Below are 18,338 nucleotides of genomic sequence, written 5' to 3'. Positions count from 1 at the left end.
CGATACCATAAAAAAGAACCCACGAAACTTTAATGGGCAAATACATCCACTTTCCAACACTTACCACGGTTGAAAAACTAGAAATAATTACAAAAGTTCACGTAGATTCCTATTGTATAGTCTATTTTCAGACAATAGAGTGTCTTCCACTGTCTAGACTTTCATTTCATGATCAACAAATAATTTAAACTGTTGAAGACATTGCTTCACATCACCCTTTTGTACAAGCACTTCATTGCGCAACGTAGTCACTTTTTCTTTATCCTCTACGACTTCAGACATGAGGGCAAAAATATCTGTTAATAATTGCTCATTTTCCTCTTGATCGATACTAGGTAAAGAAGTAGCAGCAATATGTAATAACTTCTCGATTTTGTCTGGCGTCTTTTGTAAAGCATTAGATGAATAGAACGTTGAAGCCGCTAAAAAATAACATAACTTGGCACTACAGTCGATAAACAAATGCCAATACGTATTTGCACTAGGAATCTCCCCTGCCCGATGATCGATATATTCCTTATAAAAAGTTGTTACTTGTATATATAAAGGATTTAATTCTCGCATCGCTTTCGGATAATTATCAGATGTGTCTAAGTAATCAAATACAATGGCATTCATTTTCTCTTGAAGCTTGACAATATCTAAATGATCTCGAATAATTTGAATTTCCATTTTCCCACTCTCCCATTTGTCATTTGTTGATTCCGCACTTAATGGCTATTTTTGATTAGCTCAAAGCATCCCAAACAAACTGATCGATTATCTATTGGAATTATTCAAATTATAGCAATAAACCAATTAGAGTAGTGGAGACATGAAAAAAATAAGACAATTTCGTGAATTAATAGCATTTTATGCACATAAGAAGAACTATTTTGGTAAAATTATACCCTTTGTACATAATCGTCAAATAACGCTTGTTCCATAGTTCGATCAACAATTTCCACAATGCTTCCCTGGACATATTTTTTAATACGCTTATTAGGGATATAAAAATAAGCATTGTTTTTTATTAACCATTCACTTAATGTTAGGTCGCTATCAGCTTGTTGATTCGTTAATATGTTCTTATGCCGCAAAATATCGGCCATTTTATAAAAGCCATCTGACAATTCATAGGCAGATACATCAAAATTAAAAATGGGGCTTACAACCTGTCCAATATCATAAATATGTATCGTTTGCTTTTCTTCATCTATAGCTAACTCGACAGTGCTTATTTCATCGAAAAGGTTTAAACCTCTATACTCCATTTGATAAATTTTATCCATCTGTATACGCCTCCTTTTTATAACGGTCTTATTGTAACATAGAAAAAGTAGCCCCCCTACAAACAATAAAGGCGGCTACTTCTATGAATTTGATTCATTATGCTGTTTTGTGAAATCCTATAGACTAATAACCTTGTACGCGTGTGATTTTCACATCTTTTAAAATCGTATTAACAACCCAGCTTGCTGCAATTAATCCAGCTACTGATGGCACAAAGGCATTGGAAGAAGGCGGCATCTTCGCTTTACGAATTGCAGCATCCGGCTTCCCTACATGTTCAACAACATCTGGACGTACAACAATCGGACTTTCATCTGAAAACACAACCGTCACACCTTTATGAATGCCTTCTTTACGTAACTTTGTACGAATAATTTTTGCTAGTGGATCTGTATGTGTTTTAGAAATATCTGCTATTTGGAAGCGAGTAGGGTCCATCTTATTCGCTGCACCCATACTAGCAATAATAGGAATATTACGCTTTAAGCATTCCTTCATAATATGAATTTTATACATGACTGTATCACTTGCATCGATTACATAATCAATGCCTTGTGCAAAAAATTCTTCATACGTTTCTTCCGTATAAAACATATGCATATCAATGACTTCACAGTCAGGATTAATATCTGCAATGCGCTCTTTCATAATAGCTGATTTAGATTGTCCAACTGTAGATAGATACGCCACTAATTGTCTGTTCACATTAGTAATATCTACATTATCCTTATCGACTAATATAATTCGGCCGATACCACTTCGTGCACATGCTTCAGCAGCAAATGAACCGACGCCACCTACACCAAGAATAGCAACCGTTGTATTTTTTAATTTTTCGAGACCCTCTGTTCCTATAGCGAGCTCGTTACGTGAAAATTGATGTAACATCCTGACACTCTCCATCTATGAAATTTTATTAGTAAACCTAGTTAAATACTAAGATAAAATCAAAACCTATATTACATTTTATCATGTTATTCATCAAGTGAAAATTATAAAGAAAAAAATAGAGCAATTGAATCGATTCAATTGCTCTATGCTTCATTATACATAATTTTTTTGAAAGGTCTCTACAAAAGAACTACTAAATTGGACGTTCATTTGTTGAAGTGCCGCAATAACAGCTCCTCCTATTGGGGGTAATACAGGGGTCTTAAAACGGAACGGTAATGTTTCCTCCCTTGCCATCGCTTGAAGCCTTGGAACAAAATAATTTTCATTCGTAAACACGCCCCCACATAGGACGACAGGCACTTTTTCCTGCCCCCACACCATTCGTAAATAACATGCTTTAATGGCCTTAAAATAGTTTTTACAGGCTTCTTCAATGATTCTCTTAGCTACTAGATCACCATCCTCAGCCGCTGCAACAATATAGGCACTCAATGGCGCGATAATTGTGCGTGGATGCTCTTCTCCATAAACAGAGGCGATTAATTGTGGCACATGTTCTACAGAGAAATGTTTCAGCACAGCTTCTGTCAATATAGTACTTGGTGCTCTGCCATCATAGCTTTGTAGCACAGCCTTTAGTAGCTGAACGCCTAAATCATAGCCGCTTCCTTCATCATCAAAAAGATACCCCCAGCCACCTACTCGATGAAAATGCTGCTGCTTATCATATCCCATCGTTATAGCGCCTGTCCCCGCGATTTGCACAATTCCTGCCTTTCCAAGTGTACCCGCATAAAGAGCGATCAACGCATCATTATCGACTGTAATGGACGCGGAGCTACATACATATTGCCGCAATATAGATTCCACAATGCTCTCGGCTTGAAGCTCCTTGACACCCGCCATACCCGCAAAGCAGCTAGTAATCTCTGCCACTATTTGATGGTTTTGTTGCTGCAAGCTTTGCATGATTGAATGGATAGTTGCTTCGAAATATGGTTGATCCATAGCTGTAGGGTTACTGCGAGTCGTTTCGATTTGGGCAAAACATTGACCTTTTTCATCACAAATAACCGCCGCCGTTTTTGTGCCACCACCATCAATGGCTAAAACATACATAACACCATATCCTTTCTCATAAAGAAAAAGAGATTGATGACTCAATCCCTTCCTCTCTTATTTTCATTTCGTAAACCCAAATGACGACCACGGTTGAATGTGTGCTAGTAAAAACTGTTCTTCTTCCACAACACTTGCAACAACATTACTTGACCCAGCATTCGGGATTTCCTTTCGTACAATTTGTAGCTCTCCTTTATAACGAACATCCAAATTATTATCGATCGTGACATCGCCCACCTTTAATGGTCGTGTATCATGTACAGGAAAGTCCCCATTTTTATATTTCACGCGAGATTGTGTACTCCGAATCACATATTCAGATACATCCCCTCGATTAAAATGTGGTTCCTTATAAAGGATTGTTTCCTCTAAAATACTCGTGTCAGCTGACTGAACAAGTTTTAATTCAAGCTTATGGCGATTTAATTGTCCTAAAGCTCGTATTTCTTCCTCCGATGCATACATATTACCAATGATGCAATCATCGATTAACCCCGTGTGCCATAAATCTTTTGCTTGCACCGTAATAGAAAGGTGACGGTGCTCCTCCAATGTTGGTAAACCTTGTTCCGTTACTTCCCATGGTCCAAACTTTCCATACTGTGAGGAAATCATTGCAGCCGTTCGAATATTGTTTGCTTTAAACTGTCGAGAGGTTTGTAAAAAATGCTGACGAGATAAGCCTGTAAATTGTCTTGGATAAAAATTATGACAGCCGATAATATTTTCTTTATTTGGACGGTAGGATAAAATGTTGTCTACATATTTCGTACCATTGCTTATATTTAATTCAATTTTTAGATTACTTTCATCAAGTGACATGAATGCTTCTTCCTGACCTGAGAAACCCATGTCTAAACGTAATGCTGCCAAATGATAATGCTCTTTCAAATACCCTATATCTCTATAGGTTAAATTTAGCTCTTGAAAAACGGCTGGCGCAATATCGGCAGAGATGTCAAACCCTAACTGCTGTGCGAATTGATTAATTTGCTGTAATTTCTGCCGTTCTTCTTCCTGCTTTAATGACATCAAACATGTAAAAATACGATCAAAACCGTTGTCATGAGCTAGCTGAACATAGCGCTTCATTTCGTCTAATGTACTATGCTGTGGATACAGCGAAATACCTAATCTCTTCACTTCAAACCCTCCGTTAGTAAACGCTTATACTTCTACCTTTTGACCTTCTGATTGGGCTACAGTTGATTGTTCATTCTGTGCCGCTAAAGCAGCTTTTTGCTCGTTTTGCTTCGCCATGCGATTTGCCATAGACAGGAATGGCAGGTAAATGCATATAGCTACTAAGATTAATACGATACTCAATACTGCTCCACGCCAAGATTGTGTTACTAAGAAACCATTAATAATCGGTGGTGTCGTCCATGGGACCGCAATTGTTGCTGCAGGCACAAACCCCCATTTTGTTGCAAAGAATGCAATCGTCACATTGACCATTGGTGTTAAAATAAATGGTACAAATAAAACTGGATTTAATACAATTGGTAAACCAAATAATAATGGCTCGTTAATATTAAATAATCCAGGAGCAGCTGATAGCTTACCTACTGTATTGTACTGTTTGTTTTTACGAGCAATAATGAAGATGGCAATAATTAAGGCAATCGTTGTACCTGAACCACCCATATTAATAAATGCATCAAAGAACGGTTTATTAATAATATACGGTGCTACTTTGCCAGCAGAAATAGCTGCAACATTCGCATCGATTGCTTGAAGATTAATGGATTGCATAAATGGCTCGATAATATTTGCGCCATGTATACCAAATGACCATAAAAACGTAGGAATGAAAGCTAAAATAAGACCAGCTACCCATGTATTTGTTAAGCCCATAAATGGCTCTTGAATTGATGAATAAAACGATCCAATAATATCTGGTACATCAAAGCCAGCCGAAATGATCGTCCGAACTAATGCAAATAATCCAATCGTAATAATTGCAGGCAGTAAAGCAGCAAAAGATTTGGATACAGCCGATGGTACACCTGCAGGCATTTTAATCAATAGTTTAGAGTTGCCAGATAATCGTGAGAACAGCTCCGCGGAAATTAAGGCCGTTATGAGGGCAACAAATATTCCTCCCGTACCTGTCGTTAATCCCGTTAAACCACCTTCCCCAAACGTACCAAATGTCATATAACCGGCAAGTCCGATAACCCCTCCGGATAATGCATCCTTGTCATAACTTTTTGTCAAATGGTAGGCAACGGAAAACGCTAATAATAGTGAGATGATTCCAAATGTTGCGCCCCAGACATTGCCTCCAAACTGTGTCCATGTCTCATGTTTCCAAATGGCATCGAGTGCATTTTGATAAAATTTGATAGGCAAATTATTAATAAGTACAGCCAGTGATCCTACAATCGTCAAAGGCATGATCGTAATAAATCCATCACGAATGGCAACTAAATGACGCTGATTCCCAACCTTAGCAGCAACCGGTACAAATTTTTCTTCTAAAAAACGGAACATTCTCATACACTCCCTTTGCTTTTTATTGTGACATCAAAATTTGATGTTACTCCCCTTTGATTCGTTCATATAATTCGATCATTTCCTGCGCTAGATCACGAAATGTAATAGCGTTCATTAAATGATCTTGCGCATGAATTAATAACATCGATACTTCGACTTTTTCTCCCCTTGCTTCCTGCGATAATAAACCTGTTTGAGAATGGTGTGCTTCGATTAATGCCTCATTCGCTAATTTAATTTTTTCCTTTGCTGCGTCTATCTGTCCCTTTTTTGCCAATTGTAGAGCTTCCATGCATTCACTTTTTGTATGTCCACTATGAACGATAAGCCCCATAATGGATTCCATTAATGCAGTTTCTTCCATCCCCCTTGAGCCTCCTTTAACCTATTAATTGTAATGCTTGCTGTAAGACTTTTTCGCCATTCATCATGCCGTAATCTGCCATATTAATAACATCGATTGGGAAATCCATGTCCTTGAATTTTGTTTCAAATGAGCCCTTTAAATAGCGTACTTGAGGACCTAATAACAGCACATCAGCTTTTTTAGTCGCTAGTACTTTTTCAACCTCGCCTTCTGCAATTGCATAAATATCTGCCTCAATATTTTGCTCCTGTGCAGCTTTTTGCATCTTGGATACTAATAAACTAGTACTCATACCAGCTACACACACTAACATAATATTTTTCATTTCAAACACTCCTTTTTTTCATTTTCCAACAGTGTAATCGCTTACTTAATCTGAGAATAGCACCTATTGGTATATACCACAATATATTTTTTACAGTAATTTTCTCCTTATGAAAGTGTTTACAAAATTGGGCTATTGCACTTTTATAGAAAAATAAACGATTCTACTTAACTGGTATAGTCCACAAAAGAATTCAAAAAAATTTTAATTTTCCTGACTATTCATTCCTTAAAAATACTCATAAAACGCTGGTTTTTCAGTAGGTAATGCCCACTGCCATTGCTGGATAATCTTCTCTTCTATAGGTTGATTGGCATATATAACAGCATCTTTTACTGACAGATAGCCAACCATCATTGCAGAAAAAAGATTAATAGGTAATGTTAACATATGCATGTCACTGATCGAATTTGTCTCAATTATTGAGACATGGCCACTTTTATTTATTTGATAGATCTGTTCATTCCAAGGACAATACTTATCTTCAATACAGACATACAATGTTTCTTGAATATCCTTCCATGGATATTGCTTCATAAATGCATGAGCATCTACTACTCTGACCATCACATCCTGTTTAACTTCCTTTTTAAATTGTGGCTCTTCGAAATAAAAGCCAAATGGCCTATGATTGGAAGTAACCCCTTTCATACTACTGACACTCGCTGCATGAGATGTCATGTAACGCCACATAGCTTGTTCTGCTGAATAATTTGCTACGATAAAATCTTGAATGTCAAACGTACCCTGCTGAATCGTATAACGGATATATCCCTCTAAATGACCCTCGTTAAAATAGGCAGCAAAATGACTATCAGGGTTCCTTCTTTCAATTCTTTTCCACCATGCATCATCACGAATCATACCACCATTTTGAGCAATAGCCATTGCCTGATGAAATTCCTTGATCTTTTCGAAAAGCTCGGAGTCTGGCCATTCAAAGCTCATACGTTTGACGACATCTAATTGCTTCCCAAATGAAGGGAACATCGATTGTGGTATTGTGTAATATAATTTCTCAAAGAACAACTCCCATCCGAAATGACGATAGAAGGACACAGAAAATGGTGCTAACACAGAAATGATTTGCCCATTTTCACGCATATTTTGTAGAGCTTCTGTCATCAATTTTTTTATAATTCCCTGCTGACGATACTCAGGATAGGTAGCGACAAACCCTATGCCTCCCATCTTGTAGCTAATACCATGCACGGTCATATTGAGTGGTAGAATTAATAGCTGCCCCACTACCTTTTTGGCATCATAGGCACCTAGTGTTGCACTATGCTCAATCCAATAGTGAAAATCCTCTCTACGTGGCCCAGTGTATTTATTTGGAAAACAATAATCTCGTAATTGATGGATCTGCCCATAATCGTTCGGTGAGACGATACGAATGTCCATATAACCACCCCTTTTAGAACTGAATATTCTTATAATTAAATAGCTAAAAATCTGTTAAAGGAGATTCAACTGCAGTGGTTTGTAAATCAACCACTGCTAGAATCCTTAAAGCATTTCCCCTATTTCCTTGGATACCATAATATCTGTTATAGTTTGAAATACTTTTTCAACATCTGGTCCATCCGCTGATATTTCCACTACACTTCCTGGTTTAACCCCTAATGACATAACACCCATAATAGACTTTAAATTTACGGCCTTCTCTTGAAAAGTTAAGGTAATATCACTTTCGAATGGTGTAACCGCAGTGACTAGTAATGCAGCGGGTCTTGCATGTATTCCTTCGGGTGTAGTAATTTTATATATTTTCTTCATTCATAATGCCTCCATTTTCATGTAAAATCTATTCGATCTTGATAATTGGCAATCATTATCTCATTATGTGACCAATCGGAGTCTACATTATTGCTAACAAAAATGGGCAGCTCGGTTGAAGTCTTGGCAATTTCCTCAATAACTTCGCTGAATAAAGCATTCAATAGCAGCGAACCGATCACTGTCGATGCAGGTGCATATTGCATGTTTTGAGCATGTGCATGTAGAACTCCATCACCAATAGGTATATGAGTGTTAATAACTAGATCTACCACTTCTTCCAGTCGTAGTCCACAATGATGACGTGTTGCCTGCTCCCTATAATCAAGTGATTGGAGAGATAGGACAAATACGTTTGCATGTTTGGCTAATAAAGCTGCATCAATCGGTGCTGCATTTCTACCAGAAGTTGAAATCACAATACAAATATCATTTTCACGAAAGTCAAATTGCTCTTTATGTTGTTCAATAATTGCTGGGTCCTTTTCGTTAATAGAAGAGGCTATAGCTCCTGCATGTAATGCTAGAGGTTCAATAAAAATCGGACGTACAGGTACTAAACCACCCGCACGATAAAATGCCTCCTGTGCTAATAGCTGTGAATGACCACAACCGAATAATTGGATAATCCCACCTTTTTGAAGGCGTTGCACAATAATTTGTGCCGCTTCCTTTATACAAGCAGACTCCTGCTCCTTCACAACCTGGATCAGCTTTTCAATTTCAGAAAAATATGCATCCATATAATCACCTTTTTATTTCACTTATAAATTTGTAACGATCCGCACGATACGTACTACGTACAAGCTCAAATGGCCGACCGTCAGATAGATAACTCGTACGTTTAATAATTAAAACAGGCGCTGTTTGATTAATTTGCAAAAACTTTCCATCCTCTTTCGACACAATCGCTGCTTCCATTTGTTGGACGGCATTACCAATTTTCTGATGGAATTTTGCTTCGATTAATGCATATAACGAGCCCATTATTTGCTTCTCATCCAACTCTGGATATACTTTCACAGGTATATACGTTTTTTCAATCGCCATTGGCTTGGAATCAGCATTTCTTATTCGCACGACAAAAAACACTTCTTCTCCGGGCTCCATCATTAAATCCCTTGCAATATCCACTGGCGGTATAATTTTTTCAAAACGTAATACTTTACTACTCGGTTCCATTCCTCTTGCTCGCATATCCTCAGTAAAACTTGTTAAGCCTTTTAACGGTTGCTCTAATTTTGGATTGGCAACATAAGTACCTCTTCCTTTTTCACGATATAGCAAACCGCTATTCACTAGATTGGTAATGGATTGACGAACAGTCATTCTACTAACATCAAACTGTGCAGAAAGCTCTCGTTCTGAAGGTATTGTTTCTCCAATTTTGTATTCTTCTAAATAAATTCGTTGTTTAATAATCTCTTCTATTTGTATATAGATAGGTATATGAGAATTTTTCTCTAACAATTCTTGCACCTTCCTTATCGCCTCATTTATGATTTCTCAAATACAACTTTACCTCGACAAATAGTTTTTTGCACATTTAATTTTTGATCAAGCAATACAAAATCTGCATCAAAACCTTCTTTGATTCGCCCCTTCTTGGACAACCTTAACTGCTCCGCAGCATTTGTAGAGGACATGGCGACTATTTCTTGAAGTGAACAATTTGTAACAGCCTTCATATTTTTTACTGCCTGTTCCATCGTTAAAATACTGCCAGCTAATGCACCATTTGCTAAATGAGCACCTTTTTCACTCACAGACACTGTTTGCCCGCCTAAATCATATTCGCCATACTGTAATCCTTTCGCGCGCATCGCATCCGTAATAAGAATAATGCCCTTTGCACCTTTCAAACGATAAGCCAACATGACTGATTGAGGATGACTATGCACAAAATCGACAATGAGTTCAACTTTAATCTTTTCATCTAGTAAAGCCCCACCGACAACACCAGGGTCACGATGATGAAAAGGCCGCATTTGATTATATAAATGAGTGGCCTGATTTACTCCTAAAGCTACTGCTTTATGGACTTCATCTATTGAAGCGTCAGAGTGACCAATAGATGGAATGACCTGAAAGTCTCTTAGTGCTTCAAGAAATGTAAAGCCACCCTCTATTTCTGGTGCTATCGTGATTTGTCTTATTTGATGGTTACTAATATTTTGCCAATGGGCAAATTGCTCTATCGTAGGGCTAATCATGTAAGCTACTGGCTGGGCACCAGCGCGAATTTTCGAAACAAATGGACCTTCCACATGTATACCCAATACATTGGCTTCTCCTTCATGACATTGGAATTCCGCTATATTCAATAAAGCGCTTTCAATTTTACTGACGGATTGTGTCATTGTCGTAGCAAGAAAACTTGTAACACCTTCTTGCACTAAAGAGCGAGCCATCGCATGTAAAGACTGTTGAGTAGCATCCATCGTATCATGGCCTGCTGATCCATGAATATGCATATCAATATAACCTGGAAGCAAAAACCAATCCTGATCTGTACCTTCTATATAGTGAGCTGCCTCGATATTTAAGTTACGGCCTATTTGAGCAATTTCTCCGTCCTGAATAAAGAGATCACCCTCAAATGGTTTCCCCTCAGGATTAATCATTGTGACATGGGAGATTAATAGCGTATCCTTCAAAATTTCACCTCCAGCTAAATTTTTAAAGCTTTGAGGAATTTTCACCATTTCTTATAAGGTATAGTTGTCTATACCAATTATATGCTCATTTACCAAAAATAAAAAGCTATTTTTTCTATTTTCTAAATTTTTCATACATTATTTTGTCCTTTGAAATAGTTCTGAATAAAAAAGCTAAAACACGTGAGGGGTTGGTATATATTCATTTGCACATAAAAAAGGAGCTTTTTTTATAAGCTCCTTTTCACTCCTATGTATAGGACGAATCCCAATTGTGCCGTAATGCCAAGAAACATTCGTTTTGAACCCGCAATTTGCAGGGGGGTGCCTGCTTTGCAGCTTTAAACGTCCCGCTCCGCTAGGGGCATGTTTGCGACCACAAAATGAAGGCTCCCGATTCGATAGTGTTCGGTCAAAACTGTGAAGTAGAATTAGCAGTTAGACAAACACATCAGGATTCGTATTACAGTTATCATAGCACCACTTTTCTGATAATTCAAACGATTTTATCTAATAATCTATAATTTCTTGAGAAAACGCAAAAAATACCTAGATTCCCAACAATTTTTGCTAGGAAATCCAGGTATTTTGCATTATAAATTATTTTCTAAAAGGTTTAATTGCCAAGCTTAATTCGCTAAGTTGCTCAGTAGATACTTCACTTGGTGCTTCTGTCATTAAGCAGCTTGCACTTGCTGTTTTCGGGAATGCAATTGTATCACGTAAATTGTGACGACCTGCTAATAGCATCACAAAGCGATCAAGACCAAATGCAAGTCCAGCATGTGGTGGCACACCATATTCAAATGCTTCTAATAAGAAACCGAATTGGGCTTGAGCTTCTTCTTCGGAGAAACCAAGTAATTCAAACATTTTTTCTTGTAGGTCACGTTCATAAATACGTAGTGAACCACCACCAAGCTCATAGCCGTTTAATACGATATCATATGCCTGTGCACGAACAGCTCCTGGATCTGTATCCATTAACGGAATATCCTCGTCAAACGGACGTGTAAATGGATGGTGAGCTGCATAATAACGACCGTCCTCCTCAGAGTATTCAAATAATGGCCAGTCTGTAATCCATAGGAATGCAAATTGTGATTCGTCGATTAATTCTAAGTCTTGACCTAATTTCGAACGAAGTGCCCCTAAAGAAGCCGCTACAACAGATGCTTTATCCGCAACGAATACTAGAATATCGCCAACTTCTGCACCCATTCGTTCTATTAATGCTGCCGCTAACGCTTCATCGAAGAATTTTGCGATTGGGCCATTTAAGCCTTCCTCTGTTACCTTTAACCAAGCAAGTCCTTTAGCGCCGTAAATACCAACGAACTTAGTTAGTTCATCCATGTCTTTACGAGAGTATTTGTCAGCCGCACCTTTAATATTGATACTTTTAACTTGTTTTCCTTGTGCCACTGTATCAGCGAACACTTTGAAACCACAGCCTTCAAAAACTTCATTTAAAGCTACTAATTCTAATCCAAAGCGTACATCTGGTTTATCAGAACCATAACGATCCATTGCTTCCTGATACTTCATACGTTGGAATGGTGCAGGAATATCAATCCCTTTTACTTCTTTCATGACTGCTTGGATTAATCGCTCGTTCATTTCTAAAACTTCTTCTTGTGTTAAGAAGCTTGTTTCAATGTCCACCTGTGTAAACTCAGGTTGACGGTCAGCACGTAAGTCTTCATCACGGAAGCAACGTGCAATTTGGAAATACTTCTCAAAGCCAGCAACCATTAATAATTGTTTAAATAGCTGAGGTGATTGAGGTAAAGCATAAAATTCACCTTCATGGACACGTGATGGTACTAAATAGTCACGAGCACCCTCTGGCGTTGATTTTGTTAAAATCGGAGTTTCAACCTCTAAAAAGCCTTCGTTTTGTAAGAAGTTACGGATTGTACGCGTAACGTCCGAACGCATTTTGAACGTATCGAACATAACTGGACGACGTAGGTCAAGATAACGGTATTTTAAACGTAGATCTTCTGATACGTCAGTGCGATCTTCAATTTGGAATGGTGTAGTTTTTGCTGTATTAATGACGACTAAATTCGTCGCCTCCACCTCGATTTTACCATTTGGTACATTCGGGTTGATTTGGTCCTCTGTACGTAGAATAACTGTTCCTTCTATTTCAATTACGTACTCACTACGCACTTTATCCGCCAATGCATGCGCTTCTGCAACGTCTGGACTAAAGACTACTTGTGTAATCCCTGTACGGTCACGTAAATCAATGAAAATTAATCCACCTAGGTCACGACGACGCTGTACCCATCCTTTTAATACGACTTTTTCGCCTTGTAACGTTTCTGAAAGCTCGTTACTAGCATGTGTTCTTGTAGCCATTGTTAAATTCCTCCAAAATATATTCAATTTATGTAGCATTTAACGAGAAATGCCATATCTTTGTTTAGGATTGTTGTGATAAATGATTGACTAACTCTGAAAATGCAACCTTGTGCTGCTCACCAGATTCCATATGCTTTACGGCAGCTGCTTGCTCTTCAAGCTCTGTTTCACCAAGGACAATTGTATACTTGGCCCCTAGACGGTCGGCTGATTTCATTTGGGCTTTCATTTTACGATCTAAATAATCCATCTCTGTTGCAAGGCCCTTTGCACGGAAAGTACTAGTTAACTCTACCGCCTTTTGCTTTGCATCATCGCCCATGGCAATAATATAAACGTCTAATCCAGAAGCCGTATCTAATTCAACACCTTCTGCTTCAAGCGCTAATAACAAACGTTCAATACTTAAAGCGAAACCAATACCAGGAACATCTGGACCGCCTATTTCTTGCACTAGACCATTGTATCGTCCACCACCACAAAGTGTTGTAATAGCTCCGAAGCCAGATGCCGTTGACATAATTTCGAAGGTCGTATGGTTGTAATAATCCAGTCCTCTTACAAGGTTTGGATCAACCTCATACGTAATGCCAAGAGTATCTAAATATGATTTCACTTGGGCAAAATAAGCAGCCGATTCCTCTGTAAGGAACTCTGTTAATGCAGGAGCTGTTTTCATTAGTGGGTGCTCACGATCCACCTTACAATCTAAAATACGCAATGGGTTCTTTTGTAAACGATTTTGGCAATCTGAGCAAAATTCATGAATATTTGGCTCAAAATGTTGTAATAAAGCTGTACGGTGCGTATCACGTGTTTCTTTATCACCTAGTGAATTGATCACTAATTTTAAATCCTTTAAGCCCGCTGATTCATAGACATCCATTGCAAGTGCAATGACTTCTGCATCAATTGCAGGATCTGCTGAACCAATTGCCTCTACACCAAATTGAACAAATTGGCGATAGCGACCAGCTTGTTGACGCTCATAGCGGAACATAGGCCCTAGATATGAGAGCTTAACAGGTTGATCTGGAGCGCCAAACATTTTATGTTCCACATATGCACGTACAACACCAGCTGTATTTTCAGGACGTAGTGTTAGTGAGCGACCGCCACGATCCTCAAATGTATACATTTCTTTTTGAACAACATCCGTTGTTTCCCCTACACCACGTGCAAATAAATCAGTCTGCTCGAAAATCGGTGTGCGAATTTCGTTGTAGCGATAGACGCGACAAATATCACGAATAATCGCTTCAACCTTCTGCCATTTTTCAGATTGACCTGGCAAAATATCTTGTGTCCCTCTTGGCACTTTAAAACTCATGTAATTCCCTCCTATATTGATTGCCTATGATTGAGCCATTTTCATCGAGACTAAGTGGGTTCTACTTATGTTGAGCGAGGTTCCATCTGACCCTCCTCCAACGTAAGTGGCGGACATCCTCATATTAAGTAAGCTGCCTCACTACTAGCATTCCATGTTTTTGACAACACAAAAAAGCTCCCGTCACCTTGCCTATGCAAGGGACGAGAGCTATATAAGCTTCCGCGGTTCCACCCTAGTTGACACAAATTTTTACATGTGTCCTCCTCGTAATCGGATAACGGCCGATTCCGTTTTTTCCTACTAAGCACTGCTTTTCAGAAAAAAGCCTCTCAAGTGTTATTCACGTTATACATTTTTGTAGGAAAGATTGCAGCCTAAGTCTTTCCTTCTCTGTTCCAATAGAGGTACACGCTACTTGCTTGGTCATAAGCGATTAATCATTTTTCGATTACCCTTTATGTTAGTCACTAGCTAACCCAATGTCAACTATTTTTGTATTTTTCATAAGAGAGTAACGAAAATAACAAATTCCATTACCTTTTTACCACGAATTTTAATACAAAAGCATGGTAAAATAGCACAAGGAATAGGAGGAATCTGATGAGGACAAAAATTTTACATAGTATTATCATCTTCGTACTAATAGTAACAATTGCGATTCCAAATAAGAACTTTATTCAATATGCTTCCGCTGATACGAGTGATCTAAAAGTATCTGGTACGATTCTTCATTTACGTGAGGGTCCTGGATTGTCTTATCCAATTATTACGACTTTAGATGAAGGTGATCCTTTAACTTCAATCGCTCGTGAAGGTGATTGGATACAGGTAAAAGCAGGTAGCTATGAAGGCTGGGTAGCATCCTGGTTAACTACCTCTACAAGCACTCAAAAAACCATTGATAAAACTGTTATTTCACAGGTTGACCGTTTAAATATTCGCACTGATCCAGATATATCTTCTGCTGTTCTTGGACAGCTTTCTACGGGCAACCAAGCAAACCTCCTGGAGGAAAATAATGAATGGGCTAAAATTGATTGGAACGGATTATCTGGTTGGGTTTCTAAGGATTATGTAACGATTAATGACAGTCCTAAAAAAGAAAAAGAGCCAAAAGAGGATTCTGTAGAAGTATCTACAACTACTACACCTGTTAATAAAGATACTACTTTTACGATATTGGTGGATGCATTGAATGTTCGTAAAAAACCTGATTTGAATGCCAAAAAAATTGGCACAGTGACAAAGGGAAAGGCTTACAAGGTCCTTGCACATGAGCACAATTGGGTACAAATTCAGTATAATGATAAAAAAGCTGGATGGGTTTATAGTTTTTACGGTACTTTTTCAAATAAAGTAAAGAGCACATCTAAATCGTCCTCTTCAAAAGATTTAGAATCCGTTACTATTATTTATAATGGGACAAACTTACGAACTGATGCGTCAACTGCTGCTGAAGTTGTGGAGCGAGTAGACGCTGGTAAAACCTATCCTATTGTCGGCGTAAAAAATGATTTTTACGAAATTCAACTAGACAAAGAAACAGCGTTTGTTGCGAATTGGGTTGTTACAACGAGCTCCAATAAAACTTCTATCCCACAAAAGGATCAACAAGAGCCTCGTAAAAAGGGAACATTAAATGGATTAACCATTGTTGTAGATGCTGGGCATGGAGGCAATGACCATGGAACAACAGGTCAACGTGGAACAGAAGAAAAAGGGATTACTTTGAAAACAGCTACTCTCCTTGCTTCTAAGCTAAGTGCAGCGGGTGCCAATGTTGTTATGACAAGAGAGTCTGACGAATATGTGGCATTGCGGAAGCGTGTCTCGATTGCCCACCAGTATGAGGCAGACGCTTTTATTAGTCTTCATTATGACGCTACCGATGATAGCTCTATTAACGGCTTCACATCCTATTATATGAATAGTAATCAAAAAGGGCTTGCGGAGGCAATACATGATGGACTTTCGAGTAAAATTGATTTGAGAGATCGTGGAACCCAACAAGGCAACTATTTAGTACTACGTGAGAATCGACAAAGAGCCGTGCTTATTGAGCTGGGTTACTTAAGTAATGCTAGTGAAGAGCGGGCCATCACCACGGCTAAATTCCGTGAACAGGCTACTCTTGGTATTTATCAAGGCATCTTAAATTACTTTAATGCGAATGAAGAATAATACAAAAAAGCTGTGGAATGATCATCATTTTCCACAGCTCTTTTCATGTTTTAAGAAATACCTAATGCTACTGCAGCTATTAATGCTACACATGCAATCAATGCCCAGCCAAGAATCATCTTCCAAATGAATTTAATCCACTTTTCATATGGAATACCTGCTACGGCTAAATACGCCATTAATGCAGATGAAGTAGGAATAATGGAGTTTGTTAATGAATCTCCGTACTGGAATGCTAAGACTGCTACTTGTCGTTCTAATCCTAATAAATCAGTAATCGGAATCATAATTGGCATGGTTGCTGCCGCCTGTCCACTACCAGATGAAATAAATAAATTTAAAAGGGCTTGAATAAACAGCATACCGATTGCACTAATAGCATGCGGTAAATGTCCGATTGTCTCTGATGCTGCATAAACAATTGTATCTATGATTTTCCCTTGCTCTAAAACGACTGTAATAGCACGTGCAAAACCTACGATGAGAGCACCGAATGTTACAGCCTTTGCCCCATCAATAAAGGAGTCGAAAATAGTGCCAGGTTTTAAACCGCCAATTAGGCCTGCAAGTAAGCCCATAATTAAAAATGAAGCCGTTAATTGTGTTAAAAACCAATCCCAATTAAAAACACCATAAATATTAAATCCAATGCCACATGCCATTACAATAAATACTAGCTTATGTTTTCCTGTTAATGAAGGAATGTCAATCGCAGATACATTGGATTTAGCCTGTTGTTCAATTTCATAAATCACACTTGCCTGCGGGTTCTTTTTCACCTTAAAAGCATAGCGAGACACATAGAAGATAGCAAAACTTAATACAAAAATATAGACAACTGCACGGAAACCAATCCCTGAGAATAAAGGTACATCTGCTAATGATTGAGCAACGCCAACCGTAAAGGGATTAAGCATCCCCCCAAAAAATCCACTAGCTGCTCCTAGTGTAATCATGGCAGTTCCTGTAACCGCATCAAAGCCCATAGCACGAGCGATTGCTACGCCAATTGGTACGAAAATAATCGTTTCTTCCGCCATCCCCATTGTAAAACCACCAACAGAGAATAGAATCATAGATAGTGGAATTAAGAGCTTTTCTCTACCCTCTAATGCTTTCACACCTTTATAAACACCAGCTTCGATAGCACCTGTCGAACGAATAATACCAAATACACCACTAACTAAGAAAATATAGAAGATAATTTGAGCACCTTTTTCAAGGCCCATCGGTACTGCTGTAAACATTTCAAAAATGGAAACTGGATTACTGTCAATATGATGATAGCTTCCATCCACAACGAGCATACGTCCTTCTGGATCTTCTACTCGGTCAAACTCACCTGCTGGAATAATATAGCTTGCAATACCTGCTAGAAAAATAATAGCAAAAATAATCGTATATGTATGAGGTACTTTCAGCCAACTCTTCTTTTTTACACGCTGTTCATTTTCCAAAATATCACCAACCTATTGATAGATTTTGACACTAGCAAACTCTATCAAAGCCCCCTTCCTACTTTGTCGCTATATGTCG

General features: G+C 38.3%; 17 protein-coding genes, 1 other RNA gene and 1 other annotated feature. Of the genes, 1 reads left to right on the top strand and 17 read right to left on the bottom strand.

The genetic code is table 11. The features are described from left to right. Positions 1-153 precede the first annotated feature (153 nt). The 16 genes from C9J29_RS09630 to hisS all read right to left on the bottom strand — a co-directional run bounded on the left by C9J29_RS09630 (position 154) and on the right by hisS (position 14,618). The gene (locus tag C9J29_RS09630) at positions 154-672 is read right to left on the bottom strand and encodes a hypothetical protein (protein WP_090002912.1); all 519 of its coding nucleotides are present in this window, start codon (positions 670-672) and stop codon (positions 154-156) included. Positions 673-884: 212 nt separating this feature from the next. Further along, a complete protein-coding gene (locus C9J29_RS09625; protein WP_008181131.1) occupies positions 885-1,271 on the bottom strand; it encodes a hypothetical protein in 387 nt (128 codons plus the stop codon). Between the two features lie 124 nt (positions 1,272-1,395). Beyond that, positions 1,396-2,160: a tRNA threonylcarbamoyladenosine dehydratase gene (locus tag C9J29_RS09620; protein WP_008181132.1), complete on the bottom strand. Its 765-nt coding sequence runs from the start codon at positions 2,158-2,160 to the stop codon at positions 1,396-1,398. A gap of 156 nt (positions 2,161-2,316) precedes the next feature. Continuing rightward, entirely contained in the window at positions 2,317-3,330 is a 1,014-nt protein-coding gene (locus C9J29_RS09615; protein ID WP_237068795.1) for an N-acetylglucosamine kinase, read from the bottom strand. Positions 3,331-3,348: 18 nt separating this feature from the next. Then, entirely contained in the window at positions 3,349-4,431 is a 1,083-nt protein-coding gene (locus C9J29_RS09610) for a DUF871 domain-containing protein (RefSeq protein ID WP_008181136.1), read from the bottom strand. Between the two features lie 24 nt (positions 4,432-4,455). Beyond that, entirely contained in the window at positions 4,456-5,784 is a 1,329-nt protein-coding gene (locus C9J29_RS09605; protein ID WP_008181138.1) for a PTS sugar transporter subunit IIC, read from the bottom strand. Between the two features lie 46 nt (positions 5,785-5,830). Next, a complete protein-coding gene (locus C9J29_RS09600; RefSeq protein ID WP_008181140.1) occupies positions 5,831-6,151 on the bottom strand; it encodes a PTS lactose/cellobiose transporter subunit IIA in 321 nt (106 codons plus the stop codon). Between the two features lie 16 nt (positions 6,152-6,167). Next, positions 6,168-6,479, bottom strand: coding sequence for a PTS sugar transporter subunit IIB (locus C9J29_RS09595; RefSeq protein WP_029986797.1), 312 nt, complete (start codon positions 6,477-6,479; stop codon positions 6,168-6,170). 228 nt (positions 6,480-6,707) lie between these two features. Continuing rightward, positions 6,708-7,883 carry a GNAT family N-acetyltransferase gene (locus C9J29_RS09590; RefSeq protein WP_089986671.1) on the bottom strand — a complete coding sequence of 392 codons (1,176 nt, stop codon included), beginning with the start codon at positions 7,881-7,883 and terminating at the stop codon, positions 6,708-6,710. 105 nt (positions 7,884-7,988) lie between these two features. Continuing rightward, positions 7,989-8,258, bottom strand: coding sequence for an HPr family phosphocarrier protein (locus C9J29_RS09585; RefSeq protein WP_008181145.1), 270 nt, complete (start codon positions 8,256-8,258; stop codon positions 7,989-7,991). A 17-nt stretch (positions 8,259-8,275) separates the two neighbouring features. After that, positions 8,276-9,001 (bottom strand): sugar isomerase domain-containing protein, encoded by a 726-nt coding sequence (locus C9J29_RS09580; RefSeq protein WP_008181147.1) that lies wholly within the window; start codon positions 8,999-9,001, stop codon positions 8,276-8,278. Positions 9,002-9,005: 4 nt separating this feature from the next. Next, positions 9,006-9,728 (bottom strand): GntR family transcriptional regulator, encoded by a 723-nt coding sequence (locus tag C9J29_RS09575; RefSeq protein WP_025114380.1) that lies wholly within the window; start codon positions 9,726-9,728, stop codon positions 9,006-9,008. Positions 9,729-9,754: 26 nt separating this feature from the next. Continuing rightward, entirely contained in the window at positions 9,755-10,963 is a 1,209-nt protein-coding gene (gene nagA, locus C9J29_RS09570; RefSeq protein ID WP_008181151.1) for an N-acetylglucosamine-6-phosphate deacetylase, read from the bottom strand. Positions 10,964-11,176: 213 nt separating this feature from the next. Continuing rightward, positions 11,177-11,376: non-coding RNA, 6S RNA (gene ssrS / locus C9J29_RS09565), on the bottom strand. A 139-nt stretch (positions 11,377-11,515) separates the two neighbouring features. Then, a complete protein-coding gene (aspS, locus tag C9J29_RS09560; RefSeq protein ID WP_107922059.1) occupies positions 11,516-13,285 on the bottom strand; it encodes an aspartate--tRNA ligase in 1,770 nt (589 codons plus the stop codon). Positions 13,286-13,349: 64 nt separating this feature from the next. Beyond that, entirely contained in the window at positions 13,350-14,618 is a 1,269-nt protein-coding gene (gene hisS / locus C9J29_RS09555; protein WP_025114383.1) for a histidine--tRNA ligase, read from the bottom strand. Positions 14,619-14,814: 196 nt separating this feature from the next. After that, positions 14,815-15,057: a binding site (T-box leader), on the bottom strand. 164 nt (positions 15,058-15,221) lie between these two features. Between hisS and C9J29_RS09550 the strand changes: the two genes are divergently transcribed. Next, the gene (locus C9J29_RS09550) at positions 15,222-16,802 is read left to right on the top strand and encodes an N-acetylmuramoyl-L-alanine amidase family protein (RefSeq protein WP_089986674.1); all 1,581 of its coding nucleotides are present in this window, start codon (positions 15,222-15,224) and stop codon (positions 16,800-16,802) included. Positions 16,803-16,852: 50 nt separating this feature from the next. On the opposite strand, the gene C9J29_RS09545 is transcribed toward C9J29_RS09550, so the two are convergent. Next, positions 16,853-18,259 carry a YfcC family protein gene (locus C9J29_RS09545; RefSeq protein ID WP_008181082.1) on the bottom strand — a complete coding sequence of 469 codons (1,407 nt, stop codon included), beginning with the start codon at positions 18,257-18,259 and terminating at the stop codon, positions 16,853-16,855. Positions 18,260-18,338 lie beyond the last annotated feature (79 nt).

The sequence above is a fragment of the Lysinibacillus fusiformis genome (assembly GCF_003049525.1).
GTDB classification, from domain to species: Bacteria; Bacillota; Bacilli; order Bacillales_A; family Planococcaceae; genus Lysinibacillus; species Lysinibacillus fusiformis.
Note: the sequence above shows the minus strand (reverse complement) of the source record. Positions and strands in the feature narration are given on the sequence as shown.

Coding starts and splice junctions, on each gene's coding strand:
- C9J29_RS09630 (WP_090002912.1), bottom strand. CDS start 672: ATGGAAATTCAAATTATTCGAGATCATTTAGATATTGTCAAGCTTCAA.
- C9J29_RS09625 (WP_008181131.1), bottom strand. CDS start 1,271: ATGGATAAAATTTATCAAATGGAGTATAGAGGTTTAAACCTTTTCGAT.
- C9J29_RS09620 (WP_008181132.1), bottom strand. CDS start 2,160: ATGTTACATCAATTTTCACGTAACGAGCTCGCTATAGGAACAGAGGGT.
- C9J29_RS09605 (WP_008181138.1), bottom strand. CDS start 5,784: ATGTTCCGTTTTTTAGAAGAAAAATTTGTACCGGTTGCTGCTAAGGTT.
- C9J29_RS09600 (WP_008181140.1), bottom strand. CDS start 6,151: ATGGAAGAAACTGCATTAATGGAATCCATTATGGGGCTTATCGTTCAT.
- C9J29_RS09595 (WP_029986797.1), bottom strand. CDS start 6,479: ATGAAAAATATTATGTTAGTGTGTGTAGCTGGTATGAGTACTAGTTTA.
- C9J29_RS09590 (WP_089986671.1), bottom strand. CDS start 7,883: ATGGACATTCGTATCGTCTCACCGAACGATTATGGGCAGATCCATCAA.
- C9J29_RS09585 (WP_008181145.1), bottom strand. CDS start 8,258: ATGAAGAAAATATATAAAATTACTACACCCGAAGGAATACATGCAAGA.
- C9J29_RS09580 (WP_008181147.1), bottom strand. CDS start 9,001: ATGGATGCATATTTTTCTGAAATTGAAAAGCTGATCCAGGTTGTGAAG.
- nagA (WP_008181151.1), bottom strand. CDS start 10,963: ATGGTGAAAATTCCTCAAAGCTTTAAAAATTTAGCTGGAGGTGAAATT.
- aspS (WP_107922059.1), bottom strand. CDS start 13,285: ATGGCTACAAGAACACATGCTAGTAACGAGCTTTCAGAAACGTTACAA.
- hisS (WP_025114383.1), bottom strand. CDS start 14,618: ATGAGTTTTAAAGTGCCAAGAGGGACACAAGATATTTTGCCAGGTCAA.
- C9J29_RS09550 (WP_089986674.1), top strand. CDS start 15,222: ATGAGGACAAAAATTTTACATAGTATTATCATCTTCGTACTAATAGTA.